Source organism: Lacibacter luteus (genome assembly GCF_004118265.1).
GTDB lineage: Bacteria > Bacteroidota > Bacteroidia > Chitinophagales > Chitinophagaceae > Lacibacter > Lacibacter luteus.
This window is the reverse complement of sequence record NZ_SDHW01000002.1, coordinates 602435-617854: the sequence shown is the minus strand read 5'-3', so window position 1 is coordinate 617854 and position 15420 is coordinate 602435. Positions and strand designations below refer to the sequence as shown.

The window sequence follows — 15420 nt, the reverse complement described above, 5'->3', positions numbered from 1 at the left end:
TATTTGCAATTCTTATTTATGTTTATTAATTTTAATAAGATCATTATTAAAAATTGAACAGAACCCACATTGTTGCCACTTTGTTTTGTTGAATTTAAGTAGTGAAATCTATGAAACTGTCGATCAGAACTTCAATACGTCTGGCGTTATTACTATTTACAATCCTTATTGTATCAATCATCTTTATTACTATTCGGCGTACAGTTACGCTGAGAGAGACTAACCAGGAAGCCGTTTATTCCGAAGAGATCCGCTACCAGTTACAACAGCTTTTACTTGCCGTAATGGAAAACGAAACAGGTGCCCGTGGCTATGTTATTACCGGTAATGAAAGTTTTCTTGAACCGCTGTATGCATCAGAGCGAACATTAAAAGCATACAGCAGTCAATTAGGCCATCGTATTCAAAGCGACGACATTAAATCAATATTCAATGATTCGCTGAAACCACTCATTAGCAAACGCATTGTTTTTTCCCGATTACTGATCAAAACCAAAATGCTGCAGAATGCCGATGAGGCCCGCCTGTTGATAGCAAGTGGCGTTGGTAAAAGATATACAGATAGTATACGGAGATTTGGTGTGCGGATAAATGCGCTTCAAAATAACCATCTTCAGCAAAAAAGGAAAGAGAACGAAGTGGCATTGCGTCATATGAACGTGTTCCTGTTTGCAATGCTCTTTATCATTTTTATGTTATTGGTACTTAATCTCAGGTGGCTTGTCCTTCATTTCAAAAAACAGAAAGAGCTTGTTCTGAGAAGCAGTGAAGAAACAAGAAGGCTAATTATGAATGCTTCTCTCGATGCAATTATTTGTGTTGATGACAGCAACAGGATCATTTTCTGGAACAGCCAGGCCGAACATCTTTTTGGATGGTCGTTCGATGAAGTAAAAGAAAAACCATTTCATCAAACAATTATACCAACAGCCTACCGCAAGCACGCAGAAAATGGCATTATGTCTTATCTGTTTTCGAGAAATGCCGAGAGCTTAGACCATATCGTTGAAACAACAGTTGTTACCCGCTATGGAAAAGAATTTCCCGTTGAGTTTTTTGCAATAAATGTAACTGCTGAGAACAACAATTTTACCTGTGCCTACATTCGTGATATTTCCGAAAGAAAAGAATTGCAGCAACAACTTCTTAAGCAGGAGAAAAAAATTGCAAGAGCAATTACGGCTACAGCTATTGATGCGCAGGAAAAAGAGCGGAATGTGATCGGGCAGGAGTTGCACGATAACATTAACCAGTTGCTTGCGGGTACAAAACTCCTGTTACAAACAATTATTACAAGTTCCGAAAAGCATGCTAAACAAATTAACATGTGCATTGATGCAATTGGCCAGGTAATTAATGAAAACAGGCGTATTGCACACGAAATGGTTACACCTTTTTTAAGCGAGGAAATATTTGTTGAACTTATTCATAAAATAGCCAGCAATATGCTTGGCATCGTTGGTATTGAAGTTGATATTCAGCTCAACAATTTTGATGAAAGTTTTTTGAGTGAAAAACAGAAACTTACACTTTATCGTATCGTACAGGAACAATGCACCAATATTATTAAACATGCCAATGCTACAAAAGTTGTATTCTCTCTTGAATCAACCGACGAATCTGTTCAGCTTACGATCAGTGATAACGGAACGGGCATGCGTGCAGAAAAGGCAACAGAAGGTATTGGATTGAAAAACATTGCCAGCAGGTTAAGTGTATACAATGGCACAATGGACATTGTTACAAGCCCGGGTAATGGGTTTATATTATCAGTTGAATTACAGTTGGAAGATTTATACCAGGGTGTTTGAAATGAAATAACTATTTAAACTATAAGTACAGCTATAGAAAACAAGTGATAATGATTTAGTTTACAATCAGGGTCACATCATCAAGGTTCGAACTTCGAACAAGAATTCTTCCATTGTTGTCGATAAGCATGTACGTTGGAAAATGAGCGATTGCCAATTGCTTTACCATATCTGGCTTTTGAAAAGGATGATCTCTTAACTGTATAATCTGTTTCCAGTTGAGCTGGTATTGCTGAATCAGTTTCTTTGTCTTTGCCACATCCTGTTGCTGTTCGAAAGGAAGACCGACAATCTCTACTTTTTGATTATTGATATCTGCAAATACTTTCAATTTTGGCAGATTGGCAATACACGGCCCACACCAGGAACCCCAAAAATGAAGCAAGGTATATTTCGAATCAGTTCGTTTTAAACCAATATCTTCAAATGCACCGGTGCTAAAATTTGTACCATAAACAGATTTCAAGATTGCTCCGGGTTGTACGCCTTTGAATGTTTCGTTTTCTCCCACTTTTTTAAATACAATGGTATCGCCCATCACACTTACTGAATTTAACATCAGTATTTCGTTGCCTATATATAAACTGTCTTTAGATGAATAGACAGGATATGGTGTAGAAAATAATTGAAAATCATTTTCATTAGCATTTGAAATAGAAAAGTTGCCACTGTATTTGCTGTACATTAAGTGATGATCACTCAGATAAATTTTTACGAGAAAACTATCCAAACCTACTACCAACCTGCCTTGTGTTATTTTTCTCGTACCTCCCCAGGTGTTAAAAACGGCATCTGTATACTTCTTAGGTAATGCAGCATCAGGTATCAGATTAAAAGCAAGCTCTTTTGCAAAAGCTTTCTCATTCCAGAAATTTACTTTTAATGATTGCGTAAACCATTTCCTATCTGCAAAGAATGACGTGTCCCTAAAATAAACAGGGTCATCTGAAAATATGCCTGAATAATTGGCATCGAAAATAATCTTCCACTTGCCTTTTGTTTTTTGAATATAAACAAGCAGTTCATTTTCTTTTTTCCATTTATGAAGATTTGCCGTGTCGAGCAAATACTTTCTTTGAAAATGAGCTAAACTATCTGTAGAAATATATTTCTTCTGATAATCTTCAAAAAGCTTGTGGCGCATATCAAAACTATAACGCACTACCTGCGAGTTATCTTCCTTATTTACTGAAACTATACGCAACGGTTCCATTGTTCCCCCAAGACCACTGTTTACCTGGGTATCTTTTTGCGTGATAACGGTGTAAAATGTTTTACCTATTTGTGCGGTTGCTGTAATAGAAAAAAACAAGAAAATAAGGAAAATGAAACGCATCTTGTTGAAAAAATTCAGTTAAGGTGTTTTCTTAAAACGTAGAAGGCTGTATTTTATTTTTGCCAGCCGTCGCTGTGTATTTTGACCAGCGACAATTTCACATAGCCTTTACACCGGATCAATGATGATGAACTGTTTGCGTTATCAAAAAAAGCAGTCCTACAATTTATAACAACAAATGAACCTATATATTCATGAATTAATGATTGGAGAAAATACTCAACGAGGATGGTGTGCTATTTGTGTGATTGATTCTTTTAACGGCTGAGAGAACGCCAACCGGGATGACAAAATAACTTATTTCAAATTTTCATTTATAATCTGTTCATATTCTAAAACTGTATTTTGATCATTGCCAATAAATCTTGAAATCAATTTTCCTTTGCTGTCTAAAAATAGAGTATATGGAATAGCCCCTACTTCAAATTGTTCTTTTAATTGTTGTCTTTTGTTTTCCGGAATGATTAACTGAGGCCAGTTCATTTGTTCTGCTGCAACAGCAGACAACCAGGATTTTCTGGAGTCATCAATTGAAATACTAACAATATTTAATTGGTTGGGTTTGTATTTCGCAGCTATTTTTTTAAGTTCAGGTATTTCCTGACGGCAGGGCGCACACCAACTTGCCCAAAAAACAATCATGTTCACTTTTGCATTAGAACTGTAAATTTCGGTAGCAATGCCCAACTGGTTTTCAAACTTGTAATTCTCAAAAACCGGATTATCGTTTTTGCTTTCAGCATATTTTTTTAATACCTGAAAGCTGTTGTTTTTAGATACCTTGCTGTTAAATCCGTTGAGTAGAGCAGCAAGTTCCGCTTTCTTCAATGTCGATTTGTTTTCATTCAATTTCTTTGGTAAAAATATTGAACCTTGGTAGTTGTTAATGATGTGAGTGTAAAGTTGAAATTGCTCCGTTCGTTTAGAGAGATCGGCGTCGAGGTAGCCAAAATTCATCATTTGTGTTTTAAAAAAGACCTCTGTTTCCATTCCTGCCTTTATAGTGTAGTAGCCATTAAGTTGTTTAGATCGGGTTACAGCAATGTACGAGCTATCGATAAGAAAAGCATCTACCACATATTTTTGGCTATCGTTGCTCAACACATGATTATAGAAGTTTAGTTTTTTCAGTTTGCCTTCCTCATTTTTATAGCTAAGGCTGTAAATGCTTTCTGCTAAGTCTTTTTTACGTAACTGAAAGATGAAAAGACTGTTCACTTTTTTCGCCGTACTGATTGGATTTTCCCAATTGTATGCATCGGTTAAGTAGAGCTCATTGACTGAGCTGTCTTGAATTTCGATCTTCAGTTGTATGTCTTTCGATGTTTCTCTACATGCAAAACAAACCAGAATAAAAAGAAAGAAATACGATTTTTGAATCATTGGAAGAAATTGAAAAGGATTGGCATATTTGTGATGTCAATCCTTGTTAAAGAATCATGAACAATGGCTTGTACCTCCGTTAGAAGTTAAAGCTGTTGGTTGCGTATGACTGGCCGTATGGCAATAGCCAACAAATTCATTGCCTAGAAAGTACACCCAAGCCAGATCCTGTATAGTATACAGAACAGGTTCCATGCTCAATATGCCATACACCTTGCGAATCCTGCCAGGTATATGTACATGATTGACCACTGGTAATAGATTTTTGTTTGTATTTACCTAACGTCTTACCTAAAAATTCAATTTTTTTCATTCCAATCAATTTTTAGTTACAAATAAATGCGTCTCGTTTAAGCCCGTGAACGCAGTGGCGACCGCCTGCAGATTGCATTTGCAACTGCAACCTTTCGCCTTGCAGGCTTTCTTTCCATGGCGAAGAGGAAAGAATGATGAAGTGCTTTGTTACACTTTAATTGCAACAGCTAATCTCTGCAAAAGGAAAAAGAAATGCAAGCTTTTACCGGTTGTAAAAAACAACCGATTTGTTAAACCTGTTTAATCATGCAGATAGCTGAAAACAATAAAATAAAAAAAGCCGCACCTAAATATAGATGCGGCTTTTCTATTCTAACTGAAATCCTATTCCTCTTCTTTTGGTGGATAAGAAATGTTGATCAATCCTCTTCTGTTCTTCGCACGGCCATCGGCATTATCTCTGCCATTGATCAATTCCATCTCTACCGGGCAACATGCACCAAACGATTCAAAGCTGATGCGTGCTGAATCAACACCTTTTGCCATTAAGTAATCGGCACATGCTTTTGCACGTTTGTCGGAGAGTATCTTGTTGTATTCTTCCGAACCCAAACCATCGGTGTAACCGCTGATCTGCACAATGGCGCCCGGGTTCTTCACCAGTATATCATACAACGAATCGAGTTTGAAAGCAGCATCAGGCTTGATGTTGTGTTTATCAAAATCAAAATAAACGGTTACCACTGTTTCCGGTGTAAGAATAATTTTACGGTCGAGCACAATATCGTTGTTGGTAAACTTAGTGCTGCTCCAATCGCTTTCATCGGTATTAATGATGTTGATGCCCGATTGCTTTTCAGCATAACGATGTTTGCTTACTGTTACAGTACCATCTGCATCGGTTTCAATTTCTGTTGTGTAACGGCCATTGGCATCGGTTGTTACTTTCAACTGTTTGCCGTTTGCATTTATTAGTACAATTGCATTGGCTACCGGCTGATTATCTTTTTTATCAACCACTTTACCGGTAAAGATCTTTTTCTTTGGTGCTTTGGTAACGGTATAAGTTTCCAGGCAACATTCCGAACCACGATCACTGCTGAACACCGCATTCTTCAACAGGTTTTGTTTATCGCTTGTAAAAAAGTACACATCATCACGCACAGAATTTACAGGATAGCCCATGTTTTCAATAGTACTCCAGTTATTTCCTTCGCCTTTTGCTGTAAACAAATCAAATCCACCCATGCCTGCTTTACCATCAGTTGCAAACACCAATGTTTTTGTTGCGCTGTGGTAGAACGGTGTTTGTTCATCGTGTGCTGTATTGATGGCGGCACCTGTATGTACGGCTTCACCAACACTACCATCGGCATTAACAGAAGCATACCAGATATCGTAACCACCCTTGCCGCCTTCACGATTGGATGAGAAGAATAAATACTGACCATCGGCACTCAATTGCGGATGTTTACTGCTGCCGCCTTTGTTTACAGTACTAACTTCAGCAGCTGCACTCCACCCTTCTGCAGTTTTTGTTGCATGATAAACAGCAAAAACCTGTTTGCCGTTTTCTGTTTTCCATTGCGTAAAATAAAGATGCTTCCCATCGGCGCTTATTGTTGCAGCCCCCTGGTTCGTGTAAGCATCAGCACCCAATGCAACAGGTTCACTTACATGCAACACATTGTTTGCAAGACTTACTGCATACAATCGATTATGATTAGGATTTACACCTGCTTGCGCAACTGTATCTTTTTCTGTACCGGTGATGATAAACTGATCGCCGCCAATATGCAGCGGTGCAAAAGCTCCTTTTTCTGCACCTGCACTCAGCGTAAACTTATTAAACGTGTACATAACAGTATCGGGGCGTACAGTTTGTTGTTTTACAAACTTTAATGTTGCCAACTCATTTTCTGCTGCAGCTCTGTACGGATCGTTGGCAGTTGCCTTTGCTAAAAATTCATTTAAACTTTCTTCTGCTGCTGTGGTATTACCTAATGCACGCTGGCATACAGCATACCAGTATAATGCATGTGCATAGTTAGCCATATCAGCTGCTGCAACGGCTTTGTAACGTTCTGCTGCCTGCGGTAAGTAATGTGCCAGACGATAACTTTCGGCCTGTTTGTACAACAGATCGTTTTTTGTAACGCCTTTGCCCATGCTGCTTCCCTGGCGACCATGTTTTGCATTGAGAGGAAAATCGGCCTTTGGTTTTTCCTTTGCTGAAGGCTTTAAGTACTGTTCGTATAAATTAGCGGCAGTAAGAAAATCGCCTGCTGCATAATATTGTTCGGCTTGCTTTATGCGTAGATCGACCTGTGCAGTTGCCTGTTGCATAACAGTACATGCAAACAAACACAGTGCTGTTCGGCCGGCTGTTTTATAAAAGCTATTGGTATGTTTGGTTTTCATTTCTTAGATGTTTGTGGATTGAAAGAATGGCTTACAATTAAAAACGTGCACAACGGATAAAGTCGAACACACTTCTTGTTCCGCTGCGTTTGATGTAGGATAAGCTCAGTTCAAAACTGTTTACGTTTCTGTTGTTGGCACCAAGCTTCGATGCATTTACATCGTAACTTAAACCCACCACAAAATTTTTCCAGTCAACACCAATAAACGGAGCTACTGCATCTTTTACACGATAGTAAGCACCAAACATAAAATCGGTTTCTTCATTTACATTCAACTGCACATAAGTGCCCAGCATTGCTTCAGTTGCAGTTCCCTGCCTGTTAATCAACACATGTGGGATAATGCTTGTACGTTCCGATAAATTATAACTGATACCTCCGTGTGCTACATAACGCAACGGAATAGTATTGAGTGATGTGCTCTGTGACGTAATGATGGGATCTTTCGGACGGTTGATGTGAAAGAACGATACACCTGCAAAACTGTTGATCTTTTTATCGGGTGTGGCATCGTAATACAAAACCCCTGCACCTGCATCAAACACAGTAGACTGTGTTGTACCAAAGCTTTCGCTTGTGGCATTGTTAGAATTGTATCCGGTGATGGGATTCCATTGATCGCCCCATTTGAATTTCGATTGATCTACTCTGCGGTTGATTAAACCACCTTGTACTGCCAATACTAAACGATGATTATTATCGGCACCAAACTTTACACCCGTGTATGCTACCGACACCTGAGCGTTGAGATAATTAAAACCACCGTCTCCTGCTTTCTGGTTGAGCAGATTTACACCCAACGCAATGTTTTTGTTTGTACGTGTATCAAACGAAACACCGGTTGTACTGTAAGGGTTTGTAATGCTTCCCCATTGGTTACGGTACACACCCGATACACGATACTCACCATCACTTCCACCTGTCATTGCAGGATTGATGTACATGGGATAAGTATAGTTTTGGGTAAAGTGCGGATCTGTCTGCGCAAAGGATTGAAGCACGCTAACCAAAAGCAGGCATGCTGTAAATAACCCCTGTTGTGTGATGAATTTATTTTTCATTTTATAGCAGATATAAGATTTTGAATGTTGTTTGTTTTCAAGATTAACGTACAAGGGTTATTGAACCTTTCTGATCGATGGTGCGGCCATCCGTCATTACAGCACGCAGCACAAATACATATACACCTACAGGTTGTGGTTTACCGTTCTGTGTACCATCCCATGCCTGCGACTGGTTATTGATGAATGCAATTTGCTGACCCCACTGGTTAAAGATGCGCATCTCTACTTTGTTAATGTAGTTGCCATACACACGCAGCACATCATTCTTACCATCTCCATTTGGTGAGAATACGTTTGGCACAAACACATCTTTGTTCAATGCTTTTACAGTAATGGTATAAGTAACCGGTGTACCGATACAACCGTTAATACGTGGTGTTACTGTAATTGTTGCTGTGATATCTGTATTACCTGTATTGGTTGCAGTAAACTGCGGCACATTACCTGTACCCGATGCTGCTAATCCAATTGCGGGGTTTGAATTTGTCCAGTTGATGGTTACACCCGATGCAGGTGTTATTGTAAACACAGTTGCAGGAACTACTGCACCATCATTAACAGTAATATTTGCAGGAGCAGTTACAACCGGTATTTGATTTACCTGTACAGTATAGGTTGTGTTTACAGCACACTGTCCGGCTGTTGGTGTAAAGGTATACACAGCATCGGCTTGGTTGCTTACGGTTGCAGGACTCCATGTACCGGTTACACCGTTGGTTGATGTTGCAGGTAATGCAGGTACTGTTGATCCGATACAGATTGAAGCACTTGTACCAAAGCTGAAGGTTGGGGTAAGTATTGGATTTACTGTTACTGTAAATGTTTGTGTGGTTGCACATACACCTGCTGTTGGTGTAAACGTATATGTACCACTTGCAGTTGTACTTACAGTTGCAGGGCTCCATGTACCGGTAACACCGTTACTTGATGTTGTTGGTAATGCAGGTACAACTCCGCCGTTACAAATTGAAAGTGTTGTACCAAAGCTGAAGGTTGGAACTGTATTCGGAACTACTGTTACCGTAAAGGTTGTACTTGTTCCGCATTCGCCTGCGTTTGGCGTAAAGGTATAGGTACCACTTGCTGTATTACTTACAGTTGCCGGGCTCCATGTACCATTAATACCATTTACAGATCGTGTTGGTAAAACAGGTGCTGTACTGTTTGCACAAATACTTGCAGTTGCACCAAAACTAAATGTTGGTGTAAGTATCGGGTTAACTGTTACAGTTAATGTTGTGGTAGTTGCACACAAACCGGCTGTTGGTGTAAACGTATACGTTCCGCTTGTAGTGTTATCAATTGAAGATGGGCTCCACGTACCTGTTATACCATTTGTTGATGTTGTTGGTAATGCTGGTGCAGCAGCGCCATTACAAATACTCAAGGCTGTACCAAAACTAAATGCCGGAGTAATATTCGGATTAACTGTTACGGTAAATGTTTGTGTTGTTGCACACTGCCCCGCTGTTGGTGTAAAGGTATATGTGCCACTTGCAGTATTACTTACAGTTGCAGGACTCCATGTGCCGGTAATACCATTGCTTGATGTTGTTGGCAATGCCGGTACTGTTCCGCCGCTGCAAATGGTTAATGTTGTACCAAAACTAAATGTTGGTGTATTGTTCGCACTAACTGTTACAGTAAATGTTTGTGTAGTTGCACACTGTCCCGCTGTTGGTGTAAATGTGTACGTTCCACTTGCTGTGTTACTTACCGTTGCAGGACTCCACGTACCGGTAATATTATTGGTAGATGTTGTTGGTAATGCAGGAACTGTTCCGCCACTGCAAATGCTCAGCGTTGTACCAAAGCTGAACGTTGGTGTAATATTCGGATTTACTGTTACAGTAAATGTTGTTGTTGTAGCACATTGCCCGGCTGTTGGTGTAAAGGTATACGTTCCGCTTGCTGTAGTGCTTACAGTTGCAGGGCTCCATGTACCGGTAATACTATTTGATGATGTATTTGGTAATGCAGGAACTGTTCCGCCATTACAAATAGTAAGCGTAGTACCAAAGCTGAACGTTGGTGTAATATTCGGATTTACTGTTACAGTAAATGTTGTTGTTGTAGCACATTGTCCGGCCGTTGGTGTAAAGGTATACGTACCGCTTGCTGTGTTACTTACTGTTGCAGGGCTCCATGTACCGGTAATACCATTATCTGATGTTGATGGTAACGCAGGAACAGAGCCGCCGCTGCAAATTGTTAAGCTTGTACCAAACGCAAATGCAGGTGTAACATTCGGATTAACTGTTACTGAAAGGGTGGTTGTTGTAGCACACTGTCCCGCTGTTGGTGTAAATGTGTACGTTCCGCTTGCAGTATTGCTCACTGTTGCAGGGCTCCATGTACCGGTAATACCATTGCTTGATGTTGTTGGCAACGTTGGTGCTGTTGCTCCTGAGCAGATGCTTACACTTGTACCAAAACTAAATGTTGGTGTAATATTCGGATTTACTGTTACAGTAAATGTTTGTGTTGTTGCACATTGCCCGGCTGTTGGTGTAAAGGTATACGTACCGCTTGCAGTAGTGCTTACTGTTGCAGGGCTCCATGTACCGTTAATACCGTTGCTTGATGTGTTTGGTAATACAGGTACAGTACCTCCATCACAAATGATAAGTGTTGTACCAAAGCTGAAGGTTGGTGTTACAATCGGATTTACTGTTACGGTAAATGTTTGTGTTGTAGCACATTGTCCCGCTGTTGGTGTAAAGGTGTAGGTACCACTTGCGGTGTTACTTACAGTTGAAGGGCTCCAGGTACCGGTGATACCATTACTTGATGTGTTTGGCAATGCAGGAACCGCATCTCCATTACAAATGGTTAAGCTTGTTCCAAAGCTGAAGCTTGGTGTAACAACAGGGTTAACTGTTACAGATAATGTTTGTGAGGTTGCACATTGTCCTGCTGTTGGCGTAAACGTGTACGTATCGCTTGTTGTATTGCTTACAGTTGCAGGACTCCATGTACCTGTTATACCATTGCTTGATGTTGTTGGCAGTGTTGGTGCTGCTGCCCCTGCACAAATACTCACGCTCGTACCAAATGCAAACGTTGGTGTAATAACAGGGTTTACTGTTATATTAATTGTAACCGGGTTTGCACAAGCCGAAGCGTTGGGCGTAAAAGTATAAGAACCCGATGTAGTGTTACTAACTGTTGATGGGCTCCATGTACCACTGATACCATTGTTAGATGTGGTGGGCAGTAGTGGTGCTGTTGCGCCATTACAAATACTTGCAGGTATGCTGAACGTTGGCGTTGTTCGTGGAGTAACAGTAATGTTGATTGTTACGGGCAAACCACATTGTCCTGTTGCAGGAGTAAATGTGTATGAGCCCGATGTAGTATTACTAACTGTTGCAGGATTCCATGTACCGCTGATACCGTTGTTTGATGTTGCCGGCAGTGTTGGTGCAGTTGTGCCTGCGCAGAACGGAGCTATTGCAGTAAATGATGGAACAAAGATCGGGTTCGATAAAATTACACCTGAGAAAAGATTGGTTGTACAACCGTTCACTGTAATTGCAAAACCCGAGTACACACCTGCATTTAAACCGGTAATGATTGCCTGGCCCGATCCGTTGGCCACAATTGTTACAGGACCAACTGCATTACCATCATCTGTATAAGAAATGGAATAGCTTGTACCAGGTACTAAGCCGTTAATGGTAACAGAACCTTCTGTTCCGTTACAGCTTGTTGGGTTATTACTGGATAATGTTGGTGCCTGAATAGAAAAAGTTGATTTATAATTGGCGCCACCGTTATTTAATGTAACAGTTTCGTTACAAAGAGAAGTTGAAGAGTTTGATCCGCTTACTTCATAATATACTTCCAATACATAATTACCGGGAGCATAACTGGTAAGGTTCACCGGAGCATAAGGTGTGGTTGTACCATCTGCAATTACACGTTGCCATTTTTGATCGCCGTTGGCACAGGGTCCGCCGGATGGAAAAGAACCTGCATTACAATCGTCAACAAATGGCAGATCGATACTTGTAAAAATTCCTGAAGGACTTCCTTGTGGGTAAACACGATAATTCAAACGTACCGAACATACATTAGAGGATGCAGGATTTTTAAAGGTTTTCACTTCTGCACCTCTTAATACAAGCGTACCGGAATTTTGCGTATGCGCACCAAAGCTCATGTTATCATATACATTACCTGAGGGGCCAATTAAATTAGCTCCTGTTCCGGATGTATTATAAAAATTACTTTGATTGCAATCTGTTACCCAAACTGCAGATGCGAATGTTCCGATCGATTGCGCATGAGAGAAGATGGAAAGCAATAGCAGAACAATAGTTCCTGCTAAGGCAATTGGATTTTTGGATTTCATTTTCTAGCTGTTAGTTCTTTGATAGGCTAATTAGAACTATAAATTTAGTGTATAAACTGTTGATAAACTACAGTTTCCGTATTTTTCCCGTAAAATTGTGGGTTTCTACTTAGCAATACAAGGACAATGATAGTGCCCGCTATTTCGAAAATTACGTATCCCTTTTGTGTATTAAATGAACAGTTGCAGAAAATTGCGGTAACAAAAAATGGGAACCATTACGATGAATAATTCCCAATTTCAAAATCAATATAAATATCGTTCTAACTGTAATACGGACTTATCATGATATATACAATTACTCCTGTAACTGCAACATAAAACCATAAAGGCCATGTAATGCGGGCCAGCTTTTTATGTTTATGAAACTCTGCTGTTAATCCACGATAAGCTGTAAACAAAATGAACGGCAGAATGATACCTGCTAAAACAATATGTGTAATGAGAATAAAATAGTAAACCAGTTTTATAAGACCACTACCGCCATAGCTTGTTTCACCGGTAAATAAGTGATGACAGATGTACGATACAAGAAACACTACCGAAAAACCGATAGCCCACATCATTAACTTTTTATGTGTACGGTAACGTTTATCCTTAACTGCAAACAACGCCCCGAGTAAGAATAAAGCAACGAATGTATTGATCAATGCATTCAGTCGGGCAAAGATGTGTTTATCAAATCCCAGGTTTACATTTACTTCAATTCTGCTTAAAAAAGCAACGGCAACAAAAACAATAATGCTTACAAGAAAAATAAGGATGTATGCCAGCTTATCATTTTTTTCTATTGCAGGTGGTAATGCTTTGCCACGTCTGTGCTCTCTGTAACTTGACATTTGTATTTATACTTTGAAATTATTTCCTAAACAGGTTTCGCTTTTTCTTTTTGTCTTTTTCAAGGAAGAGCAACCCGATATCTTTTGCAAGTTTAGCCATTGCAATGCTATCAGTGCCATCGTACCAGCCTCGTATTACTCTGTCTCTATCCAGTAAATAAAATTTATTGGTATGCAGAAAGGCTGTATCAACTTCACCGCCATCAATGGTTGCAGCTTTAAACTCATCGTAAGCCAGCTTATAAATTGTCTGCTTATCGCCCGTTAAAAACCACCAGTTGTTGTGACGCACCTTGTACTTATCGGCGTAACGTTTCAATGCTTCAACACTGTCTCTTGACGGATCTACAGTTAACGAAATAAAATGTACGAGTGAATCATTTTTCAAAAATGCGTCCTGCATTTTTTTCATGTTGCGTGTTAGTGTTGGGCAGGGGTTCGGGCAACGGGTGAAGAAATAATCAACAACCAGGATCTTTCCTTTCAACGAATCAACACTAACAGATTTGTTCAGCTGATTGGTAAATGTAAAGTTGGCTACCTTATGCCATACGGTATCTTTTACCAGTTTTCCTTTTTCGGTTTTCTCAATTACCGTGTCAAAAAAATAATGCCTCGGCATATCTACCGATCCTTCGCTGGTAAACTTAACAATGTAATACGATATTACGGGTACGCCAACCGCAAGCAATAAACCAAAAAGTCCTTTTTTACTCATACACGTTTCATTCGCTGCTAAAAAAATCGTCCCGATACTCCTGCAAAGGAAAACCGGGACGAATATGAATCAACTCTTCTAATTATTTCAATCCGCCTTCATGTGCGCCGCCGCCATGAGCCGGTTCTGCTTTTTGTTCATATTTCACCGGATCCTTCGGACGATATTCGTTACGAAGATTTTTCCATGAATTACCATCCCATAAAAAAGCAACGATGAACCAGATGAACAATGCCAACGGTACAACAATGGTCATGATCATGTTTCTGATTTCATCGCCAAGGTGCATGAAAATAGAAACAATGTAAAACGCTTTTGCAAGAGAGAGAATAATAATAATTCCTTTGATCATCATTACAGCAGTATCGCCAAAGTCTGTAGCATAAAGCAAATAACCTAATCCTAATTCGATAACTGTAATAACAGAAAGCAAAATTGTTGTTTTCCAGATTCGCTTTTTTGAATCATCGGTTGGTGCGCTGTGCGGATAAGTTACTTCACCGCCAAATGTTTGATGTTCCATATATAAATTATTTCAGAATAATAGTTTGTTGAATACGGTTAAACGAGATAGAAGAATAAGAATACAAACACCCATACCAGATCTACAAAGTGCCAGTACAAACCAACTTTCTCAATCATCAGATAATGACCTCTTCTTTCAAACACACCTTTCCATGTCATGATGGTGATGATGATATTGATCACCACACCTGAAAACACGTGGAAACCGTGGAAACCTGTAATGGTAAAGAAGAAGTTAGAGAAGTTGGTAGTAGCAACTGTACCATCTGCATTCGGGAAAGGATTGCGACCCCACCATGCACCTTCGTGATGTAAATGTGTCCACTCCCAAGCCTGGCAGCTCAAGAAAGCTAAACCACCAACAATGGTCCAGATCATCCATTTAATAACACCTTTCTTATTTCCATGATGACCTTCGTGTACAGCCAATACCATTGTAACCGAACTTACAATGAGGATAAACGTCATTAAACTCACAAACACCAGTGGCATACCGCTGCCAAGGAAAGGAAAAGATTGAAACACAAAGTTTGGATCGGGCCATGATGGGCTCGATACACGTACTGTACCGTACGCAATCAAAAATGCGCCGAATGTAAACGCATCACTCATTAAGAAATACCACATCATCAACTTGCCATACTCCACATTGAAGGGGCTTTTACCACCACTCCACCATTTTGTGTTTGCTGCTACTGTTTGTGCCATT

11 protein-coding genes are annotated in these 15420 nt (G+C 39.8%); 1 reads left to right on the top strand and 10 read right to left on the bottom strand.

Translation table 11 applies throughout. From position 1 onward, the window contains the following. Positions 1–110 precede the first annotated feature (110 nt). Complete coding sequence (locus ESA94_RS10385; protein WP_129130821.1) at positions 111–1811, top strand: CHASE3 domain-containing protein; 1701 nt, start codon at positions 111–113, stop codon at positions 1809–1811. Positions 1812–1866: 55 nt separating this feature from the next. On the opposite strand, the gene ESA94_RS10380 is transcribed toward ESA94_RS10385, so the two are convergent. From ESA94_RS10380 to ESA94_RS10340, 10 genes are all read right to left on the bottom strand, one after another. Next, the gene (locus tag ESA94_RS10380) at positions 1867–3147 is read right to left on the bottom strand and encodes a TlpA family protein disulfide reductase (RefSeq protein WP_129130820.1); all 1281 of its coding nucleotides are present in this window, start codon (positions 3145–3147) and stop codon (positions 1867–1869) included. 297 nt (positions 3148–3444) lie between these two features. Continuing rightward, positions 3445–4365, bottom strand: coding sequence for a thioredoxin-like domain-containing protein (locus ESA94_RS10375; protein ID WP_164972701.1), 921 nt, complete (start codon positions 4363–4365; stop codon positions 3445–3447). 301 nt (positions 4366–4666) lie between these two features. Then, entirely contained in the window at positions 4667–4843 is a 177-nt protein-coding gene (locus ESA94_RS21425) for a hypothetical protein (protein ID WP_164972700.1), read from the bottom strand. Between the two features lie 326 nt (positions 4844–5169). Next, the gene (locus ESA94_RS10370; RefSeq protein ID WP_129130818.1) at positions 5170–7206 is read right to left on the bottom strand and encodes an OmpA family protein; all 2037 of its coding nucleotides are present in this window, start codon (positions 7204–7206) and stop codon (positions 5170–5172) included. 37 nt (positions 7207–7243) lie between these two features. After that, complete coding sequence (locus ESA94_RS10365) at positions 7244–8269, bottom strand: PorP/SprF family type IX secretion system membrane protein (RefSeq protein ID WP_129130817.1); 1026 nt, start codon at positions 8267–8269, stop codon at positions 7244–7246. A gap of 43 nt (positions 8270–8312) precedes the next feature. Beyond that, positions 8313–12629, bottom strand: coding sequence for a gliding motility-associated C-terminal domain-containing protein (locus ESA94_RS10360; RefSeq protein ID WP_129130816.1), 4317 nt, complete (start codon positions 12627–12629; stop codon positions 8313–8315). Between the two features lie 263 nt (positions 12630–12892). Next, positions 12893–13468 (bottom strand): DUF420 domain-containing protein, encoded by a 576-nt coding sequence (locus ESA94_RS10355; RefSeq protein WP_129130815.1) that lies wholly within the window; start codon positions 13466–13468, stop codon positions 12893–12895. A 19-nt stretch (positions 13469–13487) separates the two neighbouring features. Next, entirely contained in the window at positions 13488–14186 is a 699-nt protein-coding gene (locus ESA94_RS10350) for an SCO family protein (protein WP_129130814.1), read from the bottom strand. Positions 14187–14268: 82 nt separating this feature from the next. Next, positions 14269–14709, bottom strand: a complete 441-nt coding sequence (locus ESA94_RS10345) for a cytochrome C oxidase subunit IV family protein (protein WP_129130813.1) — start codon at positions 14707–14709, stop codon at positions 14269–14271. A 38-nt stretch (positions 14710–14747) separates the two neighbouring features. Further along, the gene (locus ESA94_RS10340) at positions 14748–15419 is read right to left on the bottom strand and encodes a cytochrome c oxidase subunit 3 (protein WP_129130812.1); all 672 of its coding nucleotides are present in this window, start codon (positions 15417–15419) and stop codon (positions 14748–14750) included. Between the last annotated feature and the right edge of the window lies 1 nt (position 15420).

Bases quoted from the DNA above. Each gene is read 5' to 3' on its own strand.
- ESA94_RS10385 (WP_129130821.1), top strand. From the start codon at position 111: ATGAAACTGTCGATCAGAACTTCAATACGTCTGGCGTTATTACTATTT.
- ESA94_RS10380 (WP_129130820.1), bottom strand. From the start codon at position 3,147: ATGCGTTTCATTTTCCTTATTTTCTTGTTTTTTTCTATTACAGCAACC.
- ESA94_RS21425 (WP_164972700.1), bottom strand. From the start codon at position 4,843: ATGAAAAAAATTGAATTTTTAGGTAAGACGTTAGGTAAATACAAACAA.
- ESA94_RS10370 (WP_129130818.1), bottom strand. From the start codon at position 7,206: ATGAAAACCAAACATACCAATAGCTTTTATAAAACAGCCGGCCGAACA.
- ESA94_RS10365 (WP_129130817.1), bottom strand. From the start codon at position 8,269: ATGAAAAATAAATTCATCACACAACAGGGGTTATTTACAGCATGCCTG.
- ESA94_RS10360 (WP_129130816.1), bottom strand. From the start codon at position 12,629: ATGAAATCCAAAAATCCAATTGCCTTAGCAGGAACTATTGTTCTGCTA.
- ESA94_RS10355 (WP_129130815.1), bottom strand. From the start codon at position 13,468: ATGTCAAGTTACAGAGAGCACAGACGTGGCAAAGCATTACCACCTGCA.
- ESA94_RS10350 (WP_129130814.1), bottom strand. From the start codon at position 14,186: ATGAGTAAAAAAGGACTTTTTGGTTTATTGCTTGCGGTTGGCGTACCC.
- ESA94_RS10345 (WP_129130813.1), bottom strand. From the start codon at position 14,709: ATGGAACATCAAACATTTGGCGGTGAAGTAACTTATCCGCACAGCGCA.
- ESA94_RS10340 (WP_129130812.1), bottom strand. From the start codon at position 15,419: ATGGCACAAACAGTAGCAGCAAACACAAAATGGTGGAGTGGTGGTAAA.